This window comes from Bradyrhizobium sp. 956_D2_N1_4, assembly GCF_052076025.1.
Lineage (GTDB): Bacteria > Pseudomonadota > Alphaproteobacteria > Rhizobiales > Xanthobacteraceae > Bradyrhizobium > Bradyrhizobium barranii.
The window spans coordinates 5,447,425-5,472,523 of record NZ_CP197237.1; the positions used below are offsets into that span (position 1 = coordinate 5,447,425).

Below are 25,099 nucleotides of genomic sequence, written 5' to 3' on the forward strand. Positions count from 1 at the left end.
GGCTCACCGCACGAGCATCGGGCGCGATCCGAGCTTCGCCCTGCTTCTGATTTAGTTCTGAACCTCAGATAGCTGGCAGGAGTGGCAGGGCTCGAACCTGCACCCCTGGGAGAAGCAACCCGACCAGGACCGAACGCGTTATTTCTCCAGCAAACGAGACTTCTGCAGTTTGATCGATACGAGAGAGAGATCCCGTTTTCCAGACGAAAAACGGGATCTCCGATCGGGCTCGGTCTTGTCGGCGCATATCGCCTTCTTCGGCCCGGAATTTCCGGTTCCGACGCTGCAGGGTAGGTGTCCGCTGCCGGGAGCGATACGAACAGGATTCGGGCGAAGGACTAAACCGGCCGGAGCGGGCAGCGCGAATCCTTTTCCTGTTTCAGGCGTCGAGCGACTGGAGTCGGTACTCGGACATCCTCTGGGCGGCGATGATGACCTCGACCCTGTTCCTGGCTTGCATCTTCTGCATCAGCTCGGTCATGTAGTGCTTGACCGTCTTCTCGGTGATGCGAAGCGTCGCGGCGATTTCCTTGTTCGTCATGCCACGCAGCAGCAGCCGGACAATCTGCCCCTCGCGCTGACTGAGCTTGATGGCCTCGGCGACGCGGTGGCGGACGTCGGTGTTGCGGAGCGCGTCGATCACCCGGACCGCAAAGCCCTGGGTAATATAGGTCTCATCCTTCAGCACGGCCCGGACGGCGGCCATCAACTCGTCGGCCGAGGAGCGCTTGAGGACGTAGCCGTGAGCGCCGGCGTCGAGCGCCCGGACGGCATGGTCGACGCCGTGCTGGGAGGTGTAGGCGACGATCTTGATCGCAGGCAGGACGTTGCGGATCGTGCGGATGGCGTCGTAGGTCTCGTCGGGGACGGAGGGGCTCAGAATCATCAGCCTGGGGACATGGAAACGGGCCAGCCGGATCATGTCGGCGGCGGTGACGCCGAAGGCGACGATCTTGAAATCGGTCGACGCCGAAAGAAAGGTCGTGAGGGCCGTCATCATCAAAGGCTGGTCCTCGACAATCGCGATCGTAATATCGCTCATCAAACCCACCCAAAAGAGCCATCATTAAAACTTCCGCCGGTGGAGAACGACGGTTCCAAGGCATTCACGAGGAAAGAAAAATCCCCGAGCCCGAAAGAAAATACCAATTCGTGGAATCCGTCCTTGGATATTCCGGAGGTGTGGCAAGATGCCCGGGCTGCGGTGCTGGGCCGGAAGGCCTCCGAAACCCCGCCGAATGTCGCCGGTTCGCGGCTCCCGACGCTCCCCTTCGCTGAAAGGTTAACGTAAGGAACCCCGGCGGCCACCTCGGCGTCGATGCCCTCCTCGGTGTGTCGGCGGGGAAATTCGTCATGCCTCAGCGCTCCCGAAAGGCGCGTGTCATCTGGTCGATGACGGGCTTGGCCAGATAGGAGGCCGCGGTGCGCTCCTGGGTCGAGACGAAGACCTCCGCCGGCATGCCGGGAACGAGCTTCAGTCCCTTGTGCTGGATCAGGTCCGCCTCGGCCGGAAGCAGGCGGACGTGGGCGATGTAGTGCTCCTGGCCGTTGGACGGATCCCGGGCCGAGGCCGGCGACACCATCGCGACCTTGCCCTTCAGCTCCGGCGTGGTGGCGCGGTTGAAGGCGGAGAGGCGGATGCGCGCCGGCTGTCCAACCCTCACCTGGTCGATGTCGGCCGGCGAGATGCGAATCTCGAACTTGAGGTCGGCGTTCTCCGGCACCACGGTGGCGATCTTGGCCGCCGGGGTGATGACGCCGCCCACCGTGTAGGCAAACAGTTCGTTGATGTAGCCGGACGCCGGGGAACGTATCTCGGTGCGCGACAGCCGGTCCTCGACGGCGAGCTTGCGCTCCTGAAGCTCGGCGATGCGCGCCTCCACTGTGCGCAGGTCCTTCTGGGCCTCGGTCGAGGCGTTCTGGTCCACGGCGATGATCTGCACGCGGATCTCGCTGGTCCTCACCTTGGCGCGCGCGATGCTCGCCTGGATCTCGCCCTGCTCGCCCATGATGCGGGCGTAGTCGCGCTGGGAGGTATAAACGCGCTGGTACTCGACGATCTTGCGCTCGAAGAGCGACTGCAGCTTCTCGCGCTCGGCACCGACGAGCTTACCTTCCTCCTCCTTGGCGGCGAGGCGGGCCGCCATGCCCCTGATCTCCTCGCCGGTTTGGGCGATGCTGAGCTCGAGCTGTTCCTTCTGGCTGTCGCGCGCGGTCTTGTTGCCGGCGAACAGACGGGCCTCGCCGTGGATCACCGATCCGGCGGTCGAAGGGAATAACGCGTGCATGTCGCCGGGAAACTCGACGGACGTCAGGTTGTCGCGTTCGGCCACCAGGCGGGCGCGGCGCCCGAGCGCCTCGACCAGCTGCGCGCGCACGATCAGATGCTCGGCCTTGATCTGGACGTCATCGAGGGTCGCCAGCACCTGGCCTTCGCGAACCTGGTCGCCCTGGCGCACCGACAGTGTCTTGACGATGCCGCCGTCGCGGTGCTGCACCTCCTTGAGGTTCTGGTCGACCTTGACCGTTCCGGCGGCGACCACCGCGCCCTCCAACATCGCCCAGGCGGCCCAGCCGCCGCAACCGGCGACCAGTAGCGCGCTCAGCACGAGGCCGGCGACGATGCGCGGCCACAGCCGCAACGGCCGTTCGCGGGGCGCGTCGATAGCCGGATGCTCCAAGCGGGCGAATTCAGATGCAGCGACATGCTTCATGGCTTCACCTCAGGAATGAATCGACGAGAATTGCAGATGGTGGTGACCGGCGACTTCGATCGTCATGCCGTCTGCGTCGTCGTTGCCGTAATCGACGTCGATGGCGGTGTACTTGCCCTCGGCGAGTTCCTCGAAGCGGAAGCGCACTTGGCGATTGTGGCCGCCGTGGTTCTCGTCGAGGTAGATCTGTTCAAACAGGTCAGCGACTTGCTCCTCGGCGTCGCAGCCTTCCTTGATCGTAATCTGATAGGTCGCGGCCACGATCTTGTCGCCGATTGTGAAGTCGGTGATCTTCTTGACCACGTCCTGCTGCTGAGCGCCGTCATCACCGCGCTGGAACTGAAAGCAGTCATCGCCGGCGCCGCCGGTCAGGACCACCGCGCCGCTGCCGGCGATGATCACGTCGTCACCGGAGCCCGCGATGATCACCTCGAAGCCATCGATCAGGTCCTTGCCGATCTCACGTCCCACGGCGGTGCCGCTGCGCAGATCGATCGTGACGGTGACGGTGGTCGACGAATAGTCGAGGGTGTCCTGACCCGAATTGCCATCATAGGCGTCGTCGGTGCCGTCGGCCGACGCCAGCACGACGTCGTCGCCGCTGCCGCCGTCCACCTTGTCGGCTCCGCCGCCGTCGGCGATGATGTCGTTGCCGGCCCCGCCGGCGAGAGTGTCGGCTCCCGCACTCCCCGTCATGACGTCGTCGCCCGCGCCGCCGACGACAATCTCGAACTCTGCGATCGCGTCCTCTCCGATATCCTCACCGAAGGCTCGGCCCGAGGCGAGATTCACGGCGATCTTCTTGATGGCCGAGGAATAGTCGAGGGTGTCGGTCCCGGCACCGCCGTCGAGGCTGTCGTCCGCGGCATCGGCCCCAGCGAGAACCAGATCGTTTCCGGCCTCGCCGGCGACCGTATCAGATCCGCCGCCGTCCGAGATCGTGTCGTTGCCAGTCCCGCCGGTCAGCGTGTCGTCGCCGGCGCCCCCGGCCACGACGTCGTTTCCGCCGCCGCCGTCGATCGAGGCCGAAGCCGATCCAGCGGCCGTGAGGGTATCGTCGCCCGCGCCGCCGATGACGATCTCGAACTCCGCGATCGCGTCGTTGCCGATGTCAGTGCCGGAGGCGGTACCCGAGCCCAGATCCACCCTGATCGAACGCGTGGCCGATGAATAGTCCAGCGTGTCTACGCCGGCGCCGCCGGCGAAGCCGTCGTCCGCGGCATCGGCGGCCGCCATTACGATATCGTTGCCCGCGCCGCCGGTGGCGACGTCGTTTCCGCCGCCGTCGGCGATGATGTCGTTGCCGCTCCCGCCGGACATCCGGTCGGCGCCCTCGCCGCCGTCGAGATGGTCGTGGCCGTCACCGCCCTCAAGGGTGTCGTCGCCGGCTCCCGCCAGCAAAATGTCGCGGCCCGCGCCGCCGTCGAGGTGGTCGTCTCCCTCCTCACCCAGCAGGGTGTCGTCGCCTTCGTCGCCCCACAGACGGTCGTCGCCGGTGCCGCCGAACACCACGTCGTTGCCCGTGCCCGCGAACACGGTGTCGTTGCCGTCGCCCGCATAGACCACGTCGTGGCCCGCGCCCGCCAAAATATGGTCGTCGCCGGCCCCACCCGAGATCCGGTCGTTGCCGCCTCTGGCGTCGATGTTGTCGTCTCCGCCGAGTCCCGCGATGGTTTCGGCGCACTGTGTGCCGAGCAGGATGTCGTCGCTCTCGGTCCCGACGATGGGCGGCGCCTCAACCACATTGAAGTAGGCTGTCTGCATGACGATGTGGGAGCCGTCGCTGATCGCGTAGGTCAGCTTGACCTCGCCGAGCATGTTCGGCGCGCGGTCGAATTCCCAGCCGTCCTCGGTGCGGGCCAGGGAGCCGGAGGAGGAGAAGATGCCGACCACGGTCAGATTGTCGCCGTCCGGATCGGTGGCGCCGGCCAGCAGCGCCGCCATCGATATCGCCAGACCGTGGCAGGCCACCACGTCGGGAAGATGCACCGCGCCGGAGACGCGGGGCGCGCGGTTGCGGTGATCCGGCGCCGGCGGATCGCGCGGTCTGTCGCCGCCGCCACCTCCTCCGCCGCCACCTCCTCCGCCACCGCCACTGCCACCACCGGAGCCGGAGTCCTCCTGGCGAGGCCGGTGGTTGTCGTTGGCGACCTTCGGACTCGCGCCGGACCCCTTGTTGTTCAGCTCGGGCTTGTCGGTGCGCGCCTGGGCGCTGAAATCGGTCGCACCGCCGCCTACGGCGCGCTCCTCCTCGGCGTGCGCGACGATCCTGCCCTCCTCGGTCCAGCCCGACGACCGGGGCGGCTCAGGCTGCTCCTCCGCGGGCTCCTCGGCCGCCGCGAGCGCGTCCTCCTTCAGGTTCTCCTCCTCGCCCGAGCCGCGGACCTTTTCACGGTCCTCGCTGGCCCCCAGCTTCATTGGCAGGAAGCTCTTGAGGTAGGCTGTGCAGGATCCGACGATGAGCAAGAAGATCAGCGGCACGAAGCGGCGGCTGCGATCCTGCTTCTCTTCGTAGTCCTCGCGGCCGGGGGCAGTCTCGACGGTGGACTTGCGGGTGGCCTGGACGTTGATCATGCAGGCCTCCGCATTTGGGCTTCTACGGGAATCGTGCCGGCCGGGGTTAGCGCGGAAGGCTGCAGGACAGGAGTCATGATGTCCTGCTTCTTGCCGAAGGCGACCATGCGGCCGGCCTGGACGATGGCGACGAGATCGACCGCCACCAGCGCGCTCGGGCGGTGCGCGATCACGATGGCGACGCCGCCGCGAGCGCGGATGCCCTCGATCGCCGCGGTGAGCGCCGCCTCACCCTCGCCGTCGAGATTGGAGTTGGGCTCGTCCATCACCACCATGAAGGGATTGCCGTAAAGCGCGCGCGCCAGCGCGATGCGCTGGCGTTGACCTGCGGAAAGCGCGCAGCCCTGCGGCCCCAACCTGGTGCGATAGCCCTCCGGCAGCCTGACGATCATCTCGTGGACGCCGGCCGCCTTGGCGGCCGCGATCACCTTGCGGGAGTCGGGCTGGCGCTCGAGGCGACAGATGTTCTCCTCCATGGTGGTGTCCATCAGCGCGACCTCCTGGGGGAGATAGCCGATGTGCCTGCCGAGGTCGTCCTCGCGCCACTGGGTCAGGTCGGCGCCGTCGAGCCGCACGCTGCCGCGCAGCGCCGGCCAGATGCCGGTCAGCGCGCGCACCAGCGTGGTCTTGCCGCCGGCGCTGGGGCCGATGATGCCGAGCGCCTGGCCGGCCTCGAGCTCGAAGGCGACTTCGCTCAGCACCACCTGTCCGGTCCCGGGGACCGCCACGGTGATCTTCTCGACGGAGAGACGGGCGGTCGGATCGGGCAGCCGCATCGGCTCGTCGGCGGAGGCGAGCGCGATGACGGTCTCGCGCAGCCGTTGGTAGGCCATCCGCGCGGCGATGAAGGCCTTCCAGTTGCCGATCGCGAGATCGACGGGGGCCAGCGCGCGCGCCGAGGCGACCGAGACCGCGATGATGGCGCCAGCCGAAAGCTCACCCTTGATGGTGAGGTAGGCGCCGAGCCCCAACAGGGCCGACTGCAGCACCATGCGTAGCACACGCGAAACCGCGGCGAACCCGCCGGTGATGTCGTTGGCCTTCGTCTGCAGATCGAGATGCTCGGCATTGGCCTCGTTGAAGCGGCCGACGGCGCGGCCTGCGAAGCCCATCGCCTTGAGCACCTCGGCGTTGCGCGCGTTGCAGTCGGCGATGCCGTTGCGTTCCGTCGCCGCCTTGCGCGTGGACACGATGAGACGGCGGGTCATGACTTCGCTGACCACGGTGAGCACGACGAGGACGAGCGCGCCCGCGAAGGTCAACGCGCCGAGCATCGGATGAAGGAAGTAGATGAAGGCCAGATAGATCGGCATCCAGGGCAGGTCGAACAACGCCGAGGGGCCCTGGCTGCCGAGGAAGCCACGGACGGTGTCGACGTCCCGCCCGCGCTCCAGCGCTTCGGAGGTGGAGAAGCCGAAACGCGGCATGTCGATGGCGACGCGATGCGCCAGCGGCGCGATCTTGCGGTCGATCCGGGCGCCAACCCGCACCAGCACCTGGGAGCGGACGACGTCGAAGGCACCCTGGAATAGATAGAGCCCGATCGCGAGCACCGAGAGCATCACCAGGGTGGGGATGCTGCCGCTGGTCAGCGCGCGGTCGTAGATCTGCATCATGTAGACGGAGCCGGTGAGCGCCAGCACGTTGATCATGCCGGAGACCACGAACAGAAACAGGACGATGCTGCGGAAGCCCCTTGTCAGCTCGGCCAGGCGCCGGCGCTTCGCGGGTGTGAGCTCTTTCGGTTTAGCCATTTGTTTGGATGCCCTCAGGTGCGAGGAACAGAAATCTGGCCGGAACGGAAAGATGGTCTCCCGTTCCGGCATAGGGTCGTGAGGCTAGAGCGTGACGTTGGAGCCGAGGTTCTGGTGGCCCGCGATCTCGATCTTGAAGTCGGCGGCGGCGTTGCCGTCGACGTTGCCCTGGATGACGGTGAATTCCTGACCGTTGTGAGTCTCGTAGCTCACCGCGAGCTGCCCGGCCGCGGTGAACGCGGCATCGGAAACCAGTGTGAAGCTCTGGTTGCCGTCGACGGCGTAGTTCGCGTCGATGCCGCTGAGGTCGATGCGGTCTCCCGGCTCGAAGCCGACGATGGTGTCGCCCTTGGCCGCTTCCACCGAGCTGAAGCGGAAGGTGTCGTCGCCGAGCCCTCCTTTCATCACGTTGGCGGCGGTGCCGGCGACGATGACGTCGTTGCCGGAGCCGGTGGTGACATTCTCGATGCCCCACAGCGTGTCGTTGCCGGTCTGCGAGCTCGAGGCGCTGCCGTTCGCGAGCGGGCCGGAACCCAGGTTGACGGTGACGGCCGTGCTCGCCGCTGACATGTCGAGCGTGTCGGTGCCCGACCCACCGGCGCCTTCGTCGCCGAAATAGGCGTCGTTGCCATCGCCAATCTCGGCCACGATCAGGTCGTTGCCGGCCCCGCCGAACACGGTGTCGTCGCCCGCACCGGCGTTGATCAGGTCGTCGCCCTGATCGCCGAAGATGCGGTCCGCCCCGGCATCGCCGTAGACGATGTCCGCGTCGGCTCCGGCGAACACGTGGTCGTCGCCCGCGCCAGCGAAGATCACGTCCCGGCCAGCACCGCCGTTGACGAAGTCGGCCCCCTCGCCGGCCGAGATCGCATCGGCGCCAGCATGGCCGACGGCGATGTCGTCTCCTGCGAAGGCGACGATGCTGTCGTCGCCGGGTGTGCCCACCAGCGTATCGGACTGCGCCGTGCCGTTCCGGACCACGCCGTCGGTTGCGGTCTCGGTCTCTTCTTCGTCGTCACCGCCCGCCGTTGGCGCCTCGTCATCCTCGTTCGGCGTTTCGGTTTCTTCCTCGTCGTCCTCGTCCGGCTCATTGGGTTCGAACTGGGGCGGCACCATGCCCGAGAAGGTGACCGAATGGGTTCCGTTCGAGATGGTCTTGGTGCCGTCCTGGTTCTCGACCAGGTGGTAGGTCGCCGGATCCGCCCCTTCCGGAAGCTCGATCACGTCCTCGGCCTGGAGGGCGCCGATGATGGTATCGTTGCCGCCGTTGGACTTGAACACGATGCGATGGGCCGAGGTGAGGGCCGAAATGTCGATCGTGTCGTCGCCCTCGTCGCTATCGATCGTGATGGTGTTGAGGCGCAGGCTGGTCGCGGTGAAGTCGCCGACGACCGTGAACGTATCGCCTGCTCCCGCGCCGCCCGTCGCTCCAGTCGGTTCGATGCCGTTGATGCGGATCTCCTCGATCTCGCTCAGTTCCGCGATCACGTTGGCGAAGGCCGAACCGCCTCTTGTGACGACGATTTCCGGCGTACGCCCGCCGAAGCTCGCGATGTCGTTGCCGGCAACGGCATCCCAGGCGGCCAACGTATAGATCGTGTAGGCCTCGCTGGAGGTGTTGCCATTGATGACGAAGGTGTCGCCCGCGGTGCCTTCGGTGCCGCCATTGACGATGTCGCGGCCATCGGTCGGGACCGCCGTCGCATTGGCGTTCCAGACAATGGTGTCGTCTCCCGCACCGCCGTTGACCGTGTCTGCCCCGGCGTTGAGGCCCGGCGCGGTGACGTTGACCGTGAAATTGTCGACGTAGAAGTTGTCGCCATTGTCCCAGTTGTTGCCGTCGCCGGTAGTCCGGAAGCGGATGGCCGAGTTCGAGCCGATCTGGGCGGGCGTCAGGGCGGCGCTGAAGTTGAAGGTGCCGTTGGCACCGCCTCCCAGCGTTCCGCCGGTCAAGACCCCCCAGGCGTTGGTGTTGACATTCCGTGCCTCGACGATGACGGTCTGGCCGCCGTTGAGATTGTCGTCCTCGTAGGTGAACGACACCGTCGCCGCGGTCGCGCCGGCGAGGTTGACGGCGCGCTCGATCGTCTCGCCGCCATCGACGCCCTGATTGAACTGAAGGCGGCCGCCGGTGATCGAGATGTCGCCTGCTGTCGGGCTGGTCGTCTCGCCGCCGCCTTCGGTCCAGTTTCCCGTGAACGCGAGCGTGCCGTTGCTGTTCGAATACGACGCGGCTCCGAAGCTGTCGACGTAAGCGCCGTTGTTGCTGCCGGTGCCACCGGTCAACGTGTCGTTGCCGTCGTCGCCGTTGAGGGTATCCGCGCCCTCGCCGCCGAGGATGACATCGTCGCCACCGCCGCCGCTCAGCGTATCGTTGCCGCCGAGGCCGTCGATGAGGTTGGCACCGCCGTTGCCGGTGATGACGTCGGCGTTGGCGCTCGCCGTGCCGAACGGCGCCGGCGCGGCCTGCGCAAGGACGTAGTCGGACGCGTCGATCGCGGCCGTCGTCGTGTTGTTGACCTGGATGGTACCGATCGTCGCCAGGGACGCATCCCTGACCGTGAGCACGGTATTGGCGCCCACCTGGGTCTCGACAACACGCGTCGCCAGGTTGGCGGCCGTGATGCCGAGGGCGCTGAGGTTGATCAGGTCCTGGCCCCCGGCCGCGGTCGAGTCGAAGCCGGTGATGGTATCGGCACCGAACCCGGCGGCGTTGTAGACCACCACGTCGTTGCCATCGCTGACGTTGATGGTGTCGCTGCCGGCGCCGCCGATAATGGTGTCGGTATCGCCGCCGGTGCCTCCGCTCAGCGTATCGTCGCCAGTACCGCCGTCGACCAGGTCGGTACCGTTGCCGGCATCGATGGTGTCGTTGCCGCCACCGCCGAAGATCTGGTTGTTGGCGCCGTTGCCGGCGATGGTGTTGGCCTGCGCGTTGCCATTGCCGTTGATGGCGTCGCCTCCGGTCAGCGTCAGGTTCTCGACTTCGGCCCCGACTGTGTATGAGACCGAGGACTGCACCGTGTCGGTGCCGCCGGCCGCAAGTTCGGTCACCACGTCGGCGGCATCGTCGACGACGTAGATGTCGTTGTCGGCGCCGCCGGCCATGACGTCGGCCCCGGCTCCGCCGTTGAGGGTGTCGGCCCCGAGCCCACCTGTCAGCGTGTCGACGTCGTCGCCGCCGTTGAGGGTATCGTTGCCGTCGCCGCCGTCGAGCGTATCGTTGCCCAGACCGCCGTTCAGGGTGTCGTTGCCCGCCAGACCGCTCAGCGTGTCGGCCAGATCGCCGCCGGTGATGACGTTGTTGCCGGCGTTGCCGGTGCCGATGAACTGGTCGGCGTCGACGCCGCGGTAGGTGAGGTTCTCGACGTTGGCCATGTTCGCGATGGAAAGCTCGGCCAGGAAGGTCTCGACGGTGTCGGTGCCCTCGTCCTGGGCCTCGATCGCGACATCGAGCAGATCGTCGATGCCGTAGGTGTCGTTGCCCGCACCGCCGACCATCGTGTCGGCGCCGACGGCGCCTTCGAAGTCGTCACCAGCGAGGTTCAGCCGGGCGTCGAGATCGTCGTTGCCCGCACCGCCGACCAGGAGGTCGTCGCCGAGCCCGCCGACGAGGTCGTCGTTGCCGGTGCCGCCGAAGATCAGGTCGTTGAGGCCGCCGCCAGTGATCTCGTCGTCGACGCCCTGCTCGCCCACCACGAAGTTGGCCTGAGTGTTGGTCACCGCATTCAGCGACATGTCGACGTCGCCGCCTGCCCGGTCGGCCGGATCGGAGCGGCTGATGAAGTAATCCTCCGCGCCGAGCGCATAGCCGGCGAAAGTCGCGCCGTTGAAGTTGATGCGTTCGACGCCGGTCTGCGCGTTGTTGCCGGTGAAGTGGCCTGCCACCGTGATGGACTGGGCGACGGAGCCCGTAGGCCCGGTCGGTAGGCTGTAATTGATGACCAGGTCGCCGGTCTGGGTCGCGGTGCTGCTGTCGAAGGCGTCCAACGCGGTGATCGTCGGTACCGGAAGCAGGGTCACCGGGTCGATGATGGGCTGACCGGACGCGTCGACCGCGTTCGGAGCCTGGATCGAGATGCGGTCGGCGGTGCCGCCGCTGGCGGCATTGACAGCTTCGTTGATGAGGTCGTTGCCGTCGCCGAGCCCGAACGCGTAGGTGTCGTTGCCGAGACCGCCGTTGAGGGTGTCAACGCCGCCGTTGATGCCGGCTCTGACGATCGTGATCGTCAGGTTATCGACGTAGAAATTGTCACCGTTGTCCCAGTTGTTGCCGTCGCCGGTTGTCCGGAAGCGGATTCCCGAGTTCGCGCCGATCTGGGCAGCGGTCAGCGTCGCGCTGAAATTGCCGTTGCCTGTCGCGGTGGTGCTGCCGAGCGTGCCGAGAACTTCCCAGGTGCCGCTGCCGCTGTTGCGGGCCTCGACGATGACACTCTGGCCCACGCCGAGATTGTCATCCTCGTAGCTGAAGGACAGCGTTGCGGCCGTAGCCCCCGCCAGGTTCATCGAGCGTTCGATGGTTTCGCCGCCATCGACGGTCTCGTTGAAACGAAGGCGATTGCCATCGATTTCGATGTCGCCGCTCGTGGCGCTGTTGTTGTCGTTTTCCGTCCAGTTTCCGGCGAAGTTTGCAGCGTTACCATCGTTGCCGGAATAGCCGCCCGAATTGAAGTTGTCGGCAATCGTTCCCGTGGCGGAGCCTGGGCCGCCGACCAGGATGTCGTTGCCGCCGAGACCGTTGAGCACGTCGGCTCCGGCAAGGCCGACGATGATGTCGTCGGTCGCCGAACCGTTCAGCACGGGACGGTTGTCGGACGGCGGGCCCTGCGGTGCGAGGCCATTGTCGCTGAACGGGGTGCCTACGACGATACCGAGAGTGCCGTCGGAAAACTGCAACCTCTCCATGTTGCGCAGCAGGTCGGTGCCCTCGAGCGGATCGAGGCCGCCGGTGTTGGAGACCACGAGGGTGCCGTCGGCGCGCGCCGAGAACGAATAGTTGGCGCGGACGTCGGAGTAGACTGCGGTGTCGATGTCCGATGCCGCCGCGCCGTCGGAGACGATGTCGCGGACGATCTTGAGCTGGCCGGGATTGATCTGACCCGAGAACACTTTCTGGACCAGAGTCGTCATGCTGTCGTGGAACTCGAGCACGGTGTTGCCGACCGGGCCGTTCTCGTCGAAGTCGGACATCACCGCGATGCGCACCCGCAGCCATCGGTCGCCGTCGAGGATATCGTCGCCGCCGCGGCCTTCGATGAGGTCGCTGCCGGCACCGCCGAGCAGGATGTTGCCGCCGACGAAGCTGCCGTTGGCATCGAACGAGGACGGTCCCGCGCCGGCGAGAAGCGCCTGCAGGCCCGTGATGAGGGCGATGCCCTCGGCATCCAGGGCACTGCCGCGGAAGCCTTCGGTCGGCACGAGGTCGGCGGTGACGTCGGAACCGCGGATGACGTCATTGTGGGCCGATCCGGACGCGCCTTCGACCTGGGTGAAACTGTCGAGCGCCGCGTTGCCCGGAAGCACCGGCAGACCGGGCAGGATCACCCGGTTGAGGTCGACGTCGACCGCCAGATTCATGTTGGCGTAGGTCGTCCAGTCGTAGCCGGACATGCCGTCGAACTTGCCGCGACCAAGGCTGCCGAACCAGATATCGTCGCCGCCTTCGCCAATGAATTCGTCGAAGCCGCCGTCCCCGTGGAACACGTCGTGGCCCTTGACGGCATCGAGCTGGAACTGGTCGTCGAAATTGTCGCCGACCGCGCCGGTCCAGGCGCCGATCTCGATCCAGTCGTCACCTTCGCCGCCAAGCGTCTGCTCGGTGGTCTTGCTGCCGAGAACGAAGTCGTTGCCGACCCCGCCGAAGGCCTCATCGAGACTGTCGGCGCCGAGCACGATGAAGTCATTGCCCTCGTCGGCGACGATCAGGTCGACGCCCTGGCCGGCGTTGACCGCGTCGTGGCCGCGGCCGGTGCGCATGATGTCGTCGCCGAACTGGTCGGTGATGATGTCGTCACCGTCGCCGCCGATGTACTGGTCGTTGCCGGCGCCGCCCTCCATGCGGTCGTTGCCGGCGTCGCCATAGAGGGTATCGTCACCCTCGCTGGCGATCAGCGTGTCGGCCTGGTCGGTACCGCCCAACAGGACGTGGTCGGCGCCGGTATAGCGCAGGTAGTTCGCTTCGGCTCCATCGGTCGCCGGGTTGTCGCGCAGGACCAGCGGGGTCAGGATCGTGCCACCGGTCGGATCGGCCGAATCGAGCCCCGGATTCCACTGCCGGGTCTGGTCGACTTCGAGGATGAGGCCGGGCGTGGAGAACACGTCCGAAGGCAGATGGCCGGCGTCGGCATTGAGGCCGATTACCTTGGCGAAGGTGTTGTTCTCCATCTCTGACAACAGATGCAGCCCGTCGAGCCGCTGCAGGTAGTAGAAGCGGTCGCCGTCCTGCAGCTTTTCGAGCTGAACCTCGAACACGAAGTTGAAGGTAGAGCCCAGCATGCCGCCGAACGGCATGACCTTCTCGGCGAGACCGCCGATCCAGAGATCGACGTTCTCGAGGCCGCCCAGCGAGCCGCCGGCGTAGATGCCGGTCGCGTTGAGGAAGGCTATGCGGTCGGCATTGAATGCCGCGAGCTCGGCCGGGTCGGTCGGAACGACGACGTCGCCGAAGCTGGTGCCGAAGATCAGCGCCATGGCCGCGTCGCGCTTGCCTTCGACCGTCGTCTCGCCGGTGATCAGCGTGTGCGTTCCGTAGGCGGCGACGAAGTTGATAATCGAAGCCTCGTTCTTGAGGTGGCTCGCGAAGTCGACCCAGCTCGCGTAGGGCCGCAGCTCTTCGGCGTGGCTGCTTGCCTCAAAGAAGTCGCGGCGCGCAGCGTTCAATGACGGCACGCCGGCATCGCGGCCGCGGGCCAGGTTGATGGTAGCCAGATCGAGCGGCAACCCGAGCAGATTGTTGCGCAGCGCGCTGGTGACGAACTCGTCGATCTCGTTGCCGACCTGCCGCGTCATGCCGCGGATGATGTTGCCGGCGGCGACGCTGTCCGCGACGGTGTGGCCCGAGTCGAATTCGATCGGGTTGAGGAAGGCCTCGATGAGCCCGATCTGGTCGTTAGTGAAGGTCGGGTCGAGCCGGTCGATCGTCTCGGTCAGCATTGAGTGGCCGAAGCGGTAGACCACGTGCGCGAATTCGGCGACAATGCTCGGATTGATGTCGGCGTGGTATCCGTCCGGCACGACGAAGAAGTCGATGTTGGGCTGCACCTTGCGGGCGAAGTCCTCGAAGACGAGATGTTGGTATTGCATCTCGGTGCCGAACTTGGCGGCCTGGAACAGGCGTTCGCCATCCCAGACGAGGGCGGCGATCTGAGCGGGCGTCGTCGGCAGTGCGGCGAGGTCGACGGCCAGCCATTCGTTGAGGAAGGCCAGGTCGTTCGAGGCCAGGACGATCTCTTTGGTGTGCTCGACCAGCCGGTTGTGCTCGGAGTGGAAGATGTGGTGGACCGCGGTCAGGCCGATGTTCTCGTTGGCGCGGCCGTCGCCGGCGATGAAGTGGGCGTCCAGCAGTTCGTTGTCGTAGACCGCCGGGTTGTTGCCGGGGTTGAGCAGCCCGATTTCAATGTCGCCGTCGGCGATGCCGTTCGGCACGGCGTCGTGCGCGATGTCGGCAAGGAAGGCGGCGTTGATACGGATCGCGGTGGCGACGCTGACCGGCGCCGTCGAGGTGCCGGAGATGACGATGTCGTCCGCAGTGTTCGGAATGCCGTCGGCGCCGACGCCGGTGATCACCTGGGCGAAGCCCGCGGCATTCGGAATGAAGTTGCCGTACGGGTCGGTGCGAAGCAGCGGCACCGCGCCGACGTCCTGGTCGGTCAGTAGGATGCCAAGCATCTTGGCCTGTTCCTTGACCTCGCCCCAGGTGGCCATGCCGCCCGGCTGGTCTCCGCCGCCCTCGATCAGCTGGCCGGTAGCGTGCGGGACGCCGTTGGCGTCGAGCGCGTACTGGCGCAGGAAAACCTGGTGGGAGGCATGCGACGTATAGGTCTGGTTCTGGTCGACAAACGGCGTCGTGGTGTTGACGGGACGCACGTCGTCGGCCGTCCCCATGACGCCGTCGGCGCCCGGGCTGACGGTGGCGCGGGTCAGGACCATGAAGTTGGTCGGGCTACCCGGCACGTACAGCGGATCGTCCGGCTGGAGCGGAACGAACACGGTGCCGCTGCCGCCCTTGTTGACGAGATCCAGACCGTGATCGAAGAACTGGCCGAACAGAGTGAACCAGGAGTTGAACGGGGCCGACAGGCCGACGTCCGGAGAGACGTTGACGACCTGGACGTTGTCGCCGTCCATTGTGATCCCGAACGGCTCGAGGCCCGCATCGCGGACCGCGCGCGCCACCGCCAGATCGTTGAGCATGTCGTTGTGCACCGCCGTGGCCGCCGCGAAGGCGTCGATCGCCGCCTGTTCGGCCGCGCCGGGAACGGTGGACTCGTCGCCGTCGCTCAGCTGGTTCGCCGCCGCCTTGGCGTTCTGCATCACCACGCGGGCCTGATACTCGGCGTCGAGCGCGGGTTTGAAGGCGTTGTAGATATCTTGCACGAGGGCGACGTTAGCCAGCGTGGCCTCGACGATCCCGCCGGACTGCAGGCCCTTCATGATCGCCGCCGGGTTCGCGAGCGTCTGATCGACGATCAGGTTAGAGATGGTGCGCAGGCTCGAATCGAACACCATCGAACCCGGGTTGTTGGACGGCGCGTAAGACGTCGGCACGGCGGGCGCGCCCGGCGGCAGGAAATTGCCCGGTACGTTTTCCGCGGGCCTGAAGGTCGGATCCAGCAGTTCGGGGAACGGCATGTCCGCGGCGCCCCACTTCTCCTGGCCGGGCAGCAGGTTGTTGTTCTGTCCGTCGACGGTACGAAGACCGATGCTGAGGTTGTAGGACGGGACCGAGCCGACCTGGCCGGCCAGACCGGCTCCGTAGAGCGGCGCGGCGTTCGGGTCGAGCGGATTGACGATATAGGCGGCGTGCTTCTCCGCGACCTTGATCTGCGCGAGAATGAAATCCAGATCGCTCCTGATGTACGCAACCATGGCGGCCTCACCTGTTGTGGCGCACGGTCCGCCGCGGCGGCCGAGCCGTTGAAATTTTTGCGAGCCGTCCGCGTCGGATGGCTCCTATGGGCTCAGGTTAGATTTTTCTGTGAACAACGGGACAGGGTACAAGGTCCAACGACCTCGTGGGACCGAGGTCTGGCGCTTCGGCCGACCATGGTCGTAGGACCTTGGTCCGATCGGCGGACGACCATCCTCGCTTCGCCAGCGCCTCGGCGCGGCGGGTGAAGCGGTGTTTTCCGGATGTTTTCGGGAGACTTGGCCGCGCCCGATCGGAGAAGCCGTCACATCGATCGGGCATCATGGCGTGCGGAACATGCAATGCTGGGCCGAGGACTGCCGGAGCACCGCATCGCAAGCGTCAAGAGCGCTCCAGGCCGGCGACTTCTTCGCGTCGTGTCAATCGTGAGGACCCGGAAGTTCGCTGATCCTAACATCGGCCCTTCTAACCCGCAGATCGGTGCTGATCCGCCAACAGGGCATCGATGTATATGGGAATTTCCGGCTCCTGAAGGCGATGACTCTGTCCCAGCCCGACGCGTACGGGCATGACGGAAGACATGATGGATGACAAGAAGCTGCTGGCGAAGTTCGCCGAGCGGATCCCGTTAGGCCGCGTGTGCGAACCCGAGGAAGTCGCCGCGGTAATCGCGTTCTCTGGCGACGTCGTTCACCTTTCGGTGAAGCGGTACTGTCGCCCATCGTGTTGCGCGCATGCTGACCTCAATGCCGTTTGCCGAGCACGAGGACGAAAGGGACGACGAAGAGCCCATCGCCCTGGTCGTCGCTGACATGCAGCACCCAGTGACGCCAATCCTCGAGGCTGCGCTCGTTGGTGAAGGATCGCACGAGCGGGGTCGCGTGAACGCGCACCTCAGCGAGATCGTTCACCACGGCGCCGTGGTGATCGAGGAACACTTTCTTCGCGTTGGAGCGGGACGCGTGAAAGAAACGTGGTGCGAGCTCGAACTGCATGATCAGGCCAGAACCAGCACGGACTCCGCCTACCACTTTAATAGGCCGGCGAATCCGAGATCGGTCAGCTCAATCGTTGCGCGACGCCGTGTCGGACCGAACGCGCGTCACGTCCTTTGCGTCGATCGGGGCAGTCGCCGCCCCCCAACTGTTTCTGATATAGCTGAGGACCGCCGCGATCTCGCGGTCATCGAGCTGCCATCCGTAGGAGGGCATCCCGGGCGCCGTCGGCTCGGCCATCGTACCTACACTTCGCGCACCGCGGAGCACGATTCGGATTGCCGTTGTGGGATCATTCGAGCGCACCATCGTGGACTCTGCGAGGGCGGGAAACAGGTGGGGAACGCCCTTGCCTTCGATCCCGTGGCAGGCGGAGCATTGGTCCCGGTAGATCGCGCCTCCGGCCGCCATCACGTTCGCACCCACCGGGGCAAGCCTCGCCTCATCCTTGTTGCCCGGCAATGATTTCAGATACGTCGCAATAGCCTTCGTATCCTCATCCTTCATCCTGGACGTCGACAGCTCGACGGCCTCCGCCATCGGCCCTGTCGCAGCGGTAGCGCGATTGTGCCCCGTCTTGAGGTAGAGCGCGACATCGTCTGCCGTCCAACTGCCCAGTCCTGTCCGCCGGTTGTTGGTGATGTCAGGCGCCGACCAGCCCTGGAGATTTGCTCCCTGCAGATATTGATCGGTTCGATCGCCTCCGAGCAGCGTCTTCGGCGTGTGACAGGCTCCGCAATGCGCCGGCCCGTCGACGATGAACTTGCCGCGATTCCATTCGGCGGATTTGGTCGGTTCCGGCTTGTATTCACCTGCCGTGAAGTAGAGCGCGTTCCACACGATCATCGTTGAGCGGATATTGAATGGAAACGGAAGCGTATCCGCGTTGCGCGAATTTCGGACCGGCTCCAGCGAAGTCAGATAAGCCCGGATCGCCATCACATCGTCACGCGACATCCGGGTGTACGCATTGTAAGGCATGGCCGGATAGAGATGCGCGCCGGTTCGTCCGATACCCTTTCTCACCGCGGCATCGAATTGATCGTCGCTCCAGGCTCCAATGCCCGTTTCCAGATCGGGCGTGACATTGGGCGATATGATGTTGCCGAACGGCGTTTCGATCGGCCGCCCGCCCGAAAACGGCTTGCCGCCGGGAACCGTATGGCAGCCGGCACAGTCCGACAGGATCGACAGATAGCGCCCGCGTTCGATCTGGGTGAACTCTTGCATGTTTGCGGAGCCGGCATGCGCGCGGCCAGCCAGCGACGCCGAAACGAGCACTGCCCAAACGAGCGTGCGTACGCGGGGAATCCTACGCATCGACCAGCCTTCCGGGATTCTTAAGGTACTGGTTCCGGATCGCGGCCGCCGACCAATAAGCGAGCGCGCCGACCGTGAGCGTCGGGTTGTAGCCGGCGTTCTGCGGAAAGGCGCTTGCCCCCATCACGAACAGATTCGGGACATCCCAGCTCTGCAGGTATTTGTTGAGGACGCTTGTCTTGGGATCGGCCCCCATGATCGCACCGCCGTTGAGATGCGTCGTCTGGTAGGTCGTTATGTCGTATGGCGCGGTCCGATACTGCACGGCGAGCTTTTCAGCGCCCATCGCCTTGATGATCTCGGCGAACTTGTCGGTGAGAAACTTGTTCTGCTTGATCTCGTTCTCCTTGAGATCCATCGTGATCCGCATCAGCGGACGCCCGAACCGGTCCTTATAGGCGGGGTCGAGATCCAGGTAGATGTCGCGGTAGGCGTAGAAGCTGCCATGCACACCGGTGCCGGGCTTGACCGTGCTGAGATAATTGTCCTTCACCGCCTTCTTCCAGTCGGCGCCCCATGCCGGCGTTCCCGGCGGCACCAGGGTGCTTTCGATCGGACGAGCACCTGTCTGCACCTGGCCGACATAGCCGCCGCCGACGAAACCATGCGGCCCGTGATCGAAATTGTCGCCGTTGAACTCGTCGATACACATCCCGATCGAACCCGATGCGATGAACGGGTTGAAGTTGAACTTCTTGTTGTCGAAGAAGCCATTGACCGACGAGATCGTCTGGTGGGTGTAGTTTCGGCCGACGACCCCAGTGTTGGTGACGGGGTCGTAGGGCTGCCCGATTTGCGAATGCAGAAGAAGCTGCACGTTGAACATCGTGTAAGCCGACAGGATCACGAGGTCGGCCTGCTGCTCCCATTCTTCGCCGCTCGAGTCCACGAATGTCACGCCGGTAGCGCGCTTGCCTGAACGATCGACATTGATCCTAACAACCTCTGAATTGTCGCGGAGGCTGAAGTTCGATTTTCGAATGAGATGCGGCAGGATGGTTGTTTGCGGGCTGGCCTTGGAATAATTGCCGCAGCCAAACCACTCGCAGAAGCCACAATAGGTGCAGGGGCCAAGGCGCATGCCCAGCGGGTTCGTATAGGCTTGCGAGAGATTGCCCGAAGGCTGCGGGAACGGCTTGTAGCCGAGCTCGCGCGCGGCTTTCCCGAACAGCGTATGGCTGAACGGCTGGGCCTGCGCCGGGGTCGGATAAGGACGGGACCGCGGCCCTTCGAACGGATTGCCGCCGTCCATGATCTTGCCGCTCAGATTTCCGGCCGTCCCCGACGTGCCGCACAGATATTCAAAGCGATCGTAATGCGGCTCGAGCTCGTCATAGGTCACGCCCCAATCCTGGATCGTCATATCCGGGGGCAGGAACGCCGCGCCATAGCGTTCGGTCAGATGTGTCTTCAGCACGAAATCCGATGGGAGAAACCGCCACATTTCGGCATTCCAGTGCACGCCCCCGCCGCCGACGCCGTTCGGCGGCATGAACGCGCCCCAGCTCCGGATCGGCAGCGCCGTCTGGTCCATCTTGTTGCGGAACGTGAACGTCAGCTGGTCCGGACGCAGGAACAGCTCGTGCCGGATGCGATAACGAAGTTCGTCCTGCATGTAGCCCGGCGGAAAATCCGTCGGCGCGTCGCGCCATGGACCGCGCTCGAAAGCGATGACCTCGAGCCCCTCGTCGGTCAGCTCATTAGCCATGATCGCGCCGGTCCAGCCGAAACCGACGATGACAACGTTTTTCCTGGGAAGCCTTCGGGACATGCTACGACCTCGTCCATTGCGCGTTGCCGGTCATGCCAACCGGCGGCAGCGGAAAGCGCTCGTTGTGGCGGTTCACCCAATCGAGATAGTTGTAGCGCGCGCCCGGATAGCCGATCATCTTCCACGCGACCATGTCGCGGTTCCCGCCATAGATCGGGTCCGCGAAAAATCCCATCTGGGCGTCCTTGACGAGTTGCGTGAAGAACGCCTTGCCGTCGACGCCGTCGAGCTTGAGCTCGCCCTTGTCGACCGCCTTCAGAAGCGCGATCCTGTCGTCGCCGGAGAGCTCGGCGAAGGGCTTTCCACCACTGTGCTGCTTGCACGCACGATCGAATGCAGCGAGACCGTCCCGATAATCCTGTGCCGGACCGTTCGCCGACTGATGGCCCTGATTCTTCAGGCCGGCCTGAAACGGTGGGCGCACATACAATCCCTCCTGCCGGCCGTAAGGCCCAGCCAGCTGCCGGTCGATGAACACGGCGCAGCCGGCATCCTTGCCGCCCGGCGTCTCCGGATCCGGCGGGATGATGCAATCAACGAGTGCCTCCATGGCTCTGCCTTCTTCGCCGTTGAAGAACTCCCACGGTCCGACCTTGATTGGCGGCGGGGGATTTCCTGCATTGGGAACCCAGGGCAACCTCCCCGCGATCGTGGCCGCTTTGACGGTCGTCGCGCTGAACAGCAGCATGGCCGTTCCGGCAAGGAACTCCCTGCGCCGCAGGGCGATTGTTGCGGGCTTCGCCTGTCTCATTTGTTCTTCCTTATCGGTCGACTACGCTGTCAATGACAGTTCGGAGACGGCCAATCGCCCGCGAACACCATTTTGCGCGAGCAACGCAACCGTCATTCGGCCAAAACCCGAACGGAAGTGAAACGCCGTATGTCGCTTATGACCCGCATCCATCGATCATGATCGACAGCAATTATCCGTGAATACCCGCGATCTCTCGAGCGGTGCTCCCGAATTCTACAGTGGTCCATCGATCGCGTATTCCACGAAGCGCATGATATTCCGAAAAGACACGATGCCCGACCGCAGAGGGTACAGAGGTTACCGCAAACCAATCCCGAAAATGACTGCCCTGCCCGGCTCGCTTGCGCGTCGGCCACACCAATGCATGAAGGCGTGTCGCTGGAAGTTGTCGCCTCCGGTATGCGCACAGAAAACGACGTTGAAGTCGCCCTCATGCCGAATGGCTTTGCCAGGTGGTCATCGGCTCCCATTTCCAGCGCGATTACGCGATCACTCTCGTCGCATTGATGATCGGTCGTCACGATAATCGGCAGGTCGGAGCGGGATCGTATCTCGCGCAAAGGCCGGAGGCGATCATCGCCTCCCAATGGCAGATCAAGGACGATCAGGCTTAGATTGCTTGCCTCGAAATCCTGGCGGCTCGTGCGCCAGTCTGGGACAGCACGGACCGGCATGTTGTGCGCCTCGAAGAAGCTGGCCAGTGACCGCCGAATACCGGGATCGCCGTCGATAAGGAGAACTGGTGGGGACGAGCATTTGCGCCGTGTCTGTTCTGATGAGTGCAGTGCCTTCGCGGACGCTCATGCTTGCTCTCTTGCTTGTGGGCTGCTCGCCAAGAATCCAATTCGTGTACGAGCCATATAGATGTTGGCTCGAGCAGCCGACAGTTCTGCTGCATCTAGAAGTGCGCTCCGGAGCACTCACTAGGACGCGCAGCGACAAGGACATTCCACACGCACCCTTCTGGCACCTTGGCTAGTTTGCACATGACACGCGCATGACATTTTCATGTCGAATCGGAGCCCGCGTCACCTCATCGACCGAAGTAGTTCCAATCGCTACCCTTCAGGGACCGGGGTGAGCGCGCGATCTGCTCGCCGAAGCACGGTCAACCACGAGACTGCCAGCATCGATTCAGAGATTTGCTGGATCCGGGGGCCCGTTGCCCGCGTAACCGGGTTTTCCAAGACTGAAACAGAGCCGTAACACGGCGTAGCGATTTTGCAATAAATACCAAGGAGGCTTGCATGAAGCGGGACAGGCGTAGCTGTGATGACGCAGAGCGGATGGGACAACGGATGCGTCAGCGACACCGTTGGGCCGTCGACCCAGACAGATGCGACATTGTTTTCAACTAGCCCGGACGCCAGGATGGAGCACGATGAGAGGTGACTCTCCTGCTGCGGTTACATGTGCTGATCGTTGTCGCGTTGCTGCCCGCGATCGCGCTTCTGATCTACAATGAATTCGACCTGCGTCGAACCCGCCAGATTGAGGTGCAGGGTCAGGCTCTCAACCTCGCCGAACTCGCCGCTGCTGAGCAACGGCAGATCGTCCAGGGAATTCACCAGGCGCTGATTGCCTTGTCGGAACTTCCTGCGATAAAGGCAAAGGACGCTGCGGGATGCAATGCTTACCTCACCAAGATTAAGCAACGATATCCGGGGTTCATCAGTTTCATCGTGGTCGACAGAAATGGCAACTCGTTCTGCGATGCAACCGACGACCACAAGCCCTCGACCGCGGCAGGTAGACCCTACTTTGCGGATGTCCTGAGAACCGGTGAATTTACAGTCGGCCAGTTCGCGATTGGCCGCCAGACCGGCCGGAACGTCCTTCATTTCGCCCTGCCGTTCTTCGGCGAAGATGACCGCGTCGGCGGTGTCGTTATAGCCGCTCTCGGCCTGGATTGGCTGGCCGACTCCCTCAATCGGCGGAATGTTCCGCCTGGTGCCGCGCTTGCCGTCGTCGACCGGAATGGCACATACCTTGCCCACTACCCCGACAATGCCCGGTTTGTCGGCCGCAAGATGGCTAGCGACCATGATCTAAGCCGCAACGATCGCACCACGGCCGATCTCGTTGACCGCGATGGCGTTGAACGGATCGTGGGCTACTCGACGCTGAAAGATGTTTCCGGAGGGCTTCTCATCGGCTTTGGCCTGGACAAGGCCCGGGCATTCGCCGAGATCCAACGCGGTACTCAGAGGGGGATCCTTCAGATCGTGCTGAGCACGGCACTGGTTCTAATCCTGACATCGTTAAGCGCCCGTCGATTTATCCATCGCCCGCTCGGGAAGCTCGTCGATGCCGCCAATCAATGGCGCTTCGGCAAATTCGACCAGCGTGTGGACATCCACGGTACGTCAGAAATAGCAAGAGTGGCCGAGGCATTCAATACGATGGCAGACGCGCTGGACCAGCGTGAGCATGAATTGTCCGAAGCAAAGGAGAAAGCAGAGGAAGATGCAGCTCGGATCACGATGATCTTCGAGAGTACCACCGACGGCGTGATCATAGTCGATCGAGACTGGTCGGTGAGTTATCTCAACGGACCTGCCAAGCTGCGACTGGCCCATGACCGAGATGTCATCGGCCTGCCCCTTGCGGAAGCCTTTCCCGCCACCGCCGATCTCGTCGTCCTGAAGCAAATTCGTGAGGCGGCGTCGGAGCAACGACCGATCTTTCTCGAGACGTTTTGTCAACGCACTCAAATCTGGTACACAATAAGCGCGTTCCCATCGAGTCAGGGCTTGGCGGTCTTCCTACGGGATATCACCGAACACAAGCACGCCCTTGAGGCACGGCGTTCGATGGAAGAGCAACTCCATCAGAGTCAAAAGATGGAGTCGGTCGGCCAGCTTACCGGCGGCGTTGCTCATGACTTCAATAACCTCCTTACCGTCATTTCCGCGAACCTTGAGCTCATCGAAAGCACGACGGATCCTGGCACAATCGGTCGGTGTGCCGAGGCCGCGCGACGCGCTACTGATCGGGGTGCAAAGCTGACGGCCCAACTACTCGCCTTCTCGCGGCGACAGGCACTAAGGCCGGAGTTGGTCGATGCAAACGAGCTCATTTTCGAGTTTCAAGGGCTCATTCAACAGGCGGTCGGGGACGGCTGCGAAGTCCGGCTGCAGACGGATGAGAAGCTGTGGCTGTGCCATGTCGATCCTGCTCTGCTGGAGACCGCTCTGCTTAACCTCGCCCTGAATGCTCGGGACGCCATGGCAGAAAGAGGTGTTCTCCGCATCGAGACGCAGAACACTGTGGTGGAATTGGGCATGCCTGAATGTTCTCCAGGATCGTACGTTCGCCTGTCCGTCACAGATAACGGCAGCGGAATGCCTCGCGAAGTGCAGGATCGGGTGTTTGAGCCTTTCTTCACGACCAAAGAGCTTGGTAAGGGTACGGGGCTCGGGCTCAGCATGGTCTATGGCTTTGTCCGACAATCCGGAGGACATATAGCTGTGCAGAGTGCACCGGGAGCAGGTACCACGATCACGCTATATCTGCCTGCAAGCAGACGGGAGCGCGACACCAAACCGCATGCCACCGAGACGCACGCACTGCCCGCGGGCTCGGAGAGAGTTTTAGTCGTCGAAGACAACGATGATCTCCTGAACGTCACTTCGGCAATGCTGTCCACATTCGGCTATCAGGTTTCCTGTGCCCACAATGGCGCAGAAGCGCTTCGGACCCTCCAGAGTGACCAACCGTTCGAACTTCTGTTCAGCGATATCGTGATGCCAAACGGAATAAACGGCATTGAGCTAGCCCGCGAAGCGAGGCGGCTACGCAAGGATATCAAGATCCTGCTCACCTCGGGTTACGCCGAGGGCATGCTGCAACGAAATGATGCCGTTGGCGAATTTCCTGTTATCGACAAGCCCTTCAGCTTAGCCGACCTCGCGAGACGTGTCCGCTCAACCTTGCACGAAGCATGATCTCTTGCCCGACCGGATGGCTTTATGCTCTATCTAACAGATGGAGCCCCACCGCCTCTTGGTAGGGAGCGACTGGTCCCATTGAGTCTTCGTCAGGCACTCCTCTGGCTAAACGAAAACCAACTCTACGAGGCTGGGTCTTTCTGGGCATAGCGGAGAGCAGCTTAGCCGCAATACCGGCA

Annotated in this window: 11 protein-coding genes and 1 pseudogene; 2 read left to right on the forward strand and 10 right to left on the reverse strand. The window is 64.1% G+C overall.

Features of this window, described 5'->3' with window-relative positions; genetic code table 11:
- Positions 1-379: 379 nt before the first annotated feature.
- From AB7535_RS25835 to AB7535_RS25855, 5 genes are all read right to left on the reverse strand, one after another.
- Complete coding sequence (locus tag AB7535_RS25835; RefSeq protein WP_063981736.1) at positions 380-1,042, reverse strand: LuxR C-terminal-related transcriptional regulator; 663 nt, start codon at positions 1,040-1,042, stop codon at positions 380-382.
- Between the two features lie 316 nt (positions 1,043-1,358).
- Positions 1,359-2,714 (reverse strand): HlyD family type I secretion periplasmic adaptor subunit, encoded by a 1,356-nt coding sequence (locus AB7535_RS25840; RefSeq protein ID WP_063981735.1) that lies wholly within the window; start codon positions 2,712-2,714, stop codon positions 1,359-1,361.
- Positions 2,715-2,723: 9 nt separating this feature from the next.
- On the reverse strand, positions 2,724-5,288 hold the full coding sequence (locus tag AB7535_RS25845; RefSeq protein ID WP_439037121.1) for a calcium-binding protein: 2,565 nt from the start codon (positions 5,286-5,288) through the stop codon (positions 2,724-2,726).
- A complete protein-coding gene (locus tag AB7535_RS25850) occupies positions 5,285-7,042 on the reverse strand; it encodes a type I secretion system permease/ATPase (protein WP_063981733.1) in 1,758 nt (585 codons plus the stop codon). The genes AB7535_RS25845 and AB7535_RS25850 overlap by 4 nt, the downstream gene beginning before the upstream one ends.
- 84 nt (positions 7,043-7,126) lie before the next feature.
- The gene (locus AB7535_RS25855; RefSeq protein WP_439037122.1) at positions 7,127-16,129 is read right to left on the reverse strand and encodes a peroxidase family protein; all 9,003 of its coding nucleotides are present in this window, start codon (positions 16,127-16,129) and stop codon (positions 7,127-7,129) included.
- Positions 16,130-16,686: 557 nt separating this feature from the next.
- Between AB7535_RS25855 and AB7535_RS25860 the strand changes: the two are divergent.
- Positions 16,687-16,941, forward strand: a pseudogene (locus tag AB7535_RS25860) (hypothetical protein); the annotation flags it as partial.
- Here AB7535_RS25860 and AB7535_RS25865 read toward each other — a convergent pair.
- The 5 genes from AB7535_RS25865 to AB7535_RS25885 all read right to left on the reverse strand — a co-directional run bounded on the left by AB7535_RS25865 (position 16,874) and on the right by AB7535_RS25885 (position 21,755).
- Entirely contained in the window at positions 16,874-17,125 is a 252-nt protein-coding gene (locus AB7535_RS25865; RefSeq protein ID WP_071909879.1) for a DUF6894 family protein, read from the reverse strand. The pseudogene AB7535_RS25860 and the gene AB7535_RS25865 sit on opposite strands and share 68 nt — an antisense overlap.
- Before the next feature lie 69 nt (positions 17,126-17,194).
- Positions 17,195-18,355 (reverse strand): c-type cytochrome, encoded by a 1,161-nt coding sequence (locus AB7535_RS25870; protein ID WP_223153872.1) that lies wholly within the window; start codon positions 18,353-18,355, stop codon positions 17,195-17,197.
- A gap of 82 nt (positions 18,356-18,437) precedes the next feature.
- Positions 18,438-20,216 (reverse strand): GMC family oxidoreductase, encoded by a 1,779-nt coding sequence (locus AB7535_RS25875; protein WP_439037123.1) that lies wholly within the window; start codon positions 20,214-20,216, stop codon positions 18,438-18,440.
- Between the two features lies 1 nt (position 20,217).
- On the reverse strand, positions 20,218-20,967 hold the full coding sequence (locus tag AB7535_RS25880; RefSeq protein WP_439037124.1) for a gluconate 2-dehydrogenase subunit 3 family protein: 750 nt from the start codon (positions 20,965-20,967) through the stop codon (positions 20,218-20,220).
- Positions 20,968-21,059: 92 nt separating this feature from the next.
- On the reverse strand, positions 21,060-21,755 hold the full coding sequence (locus tag AB7535_RS25885; protein ID WP_439037366.1) for a response regulator: 696 nt from the start codon (positions 21,753-21,755) through the stop codon (positions 21,060-21,062).
- 603 nt (positions 21,756-22,358) lie between these two features.
- Between AB7535_RS25885 and AB7535_RS25890 the strand changes: the two genes are divergently transcribed.
- On the forward strand, positions 22,359-24,917 hold the full coding sequence (locus AB7535_RS25890) for an ATP-binding protein (protein ID WP_439037125.1): 2,559 nt from the start codon (positions 22,359-22,361) through the stop codon (positions 24,915-24,917).
- Positions 24,918-25,099: the final 182 nt, after the last annotated feature.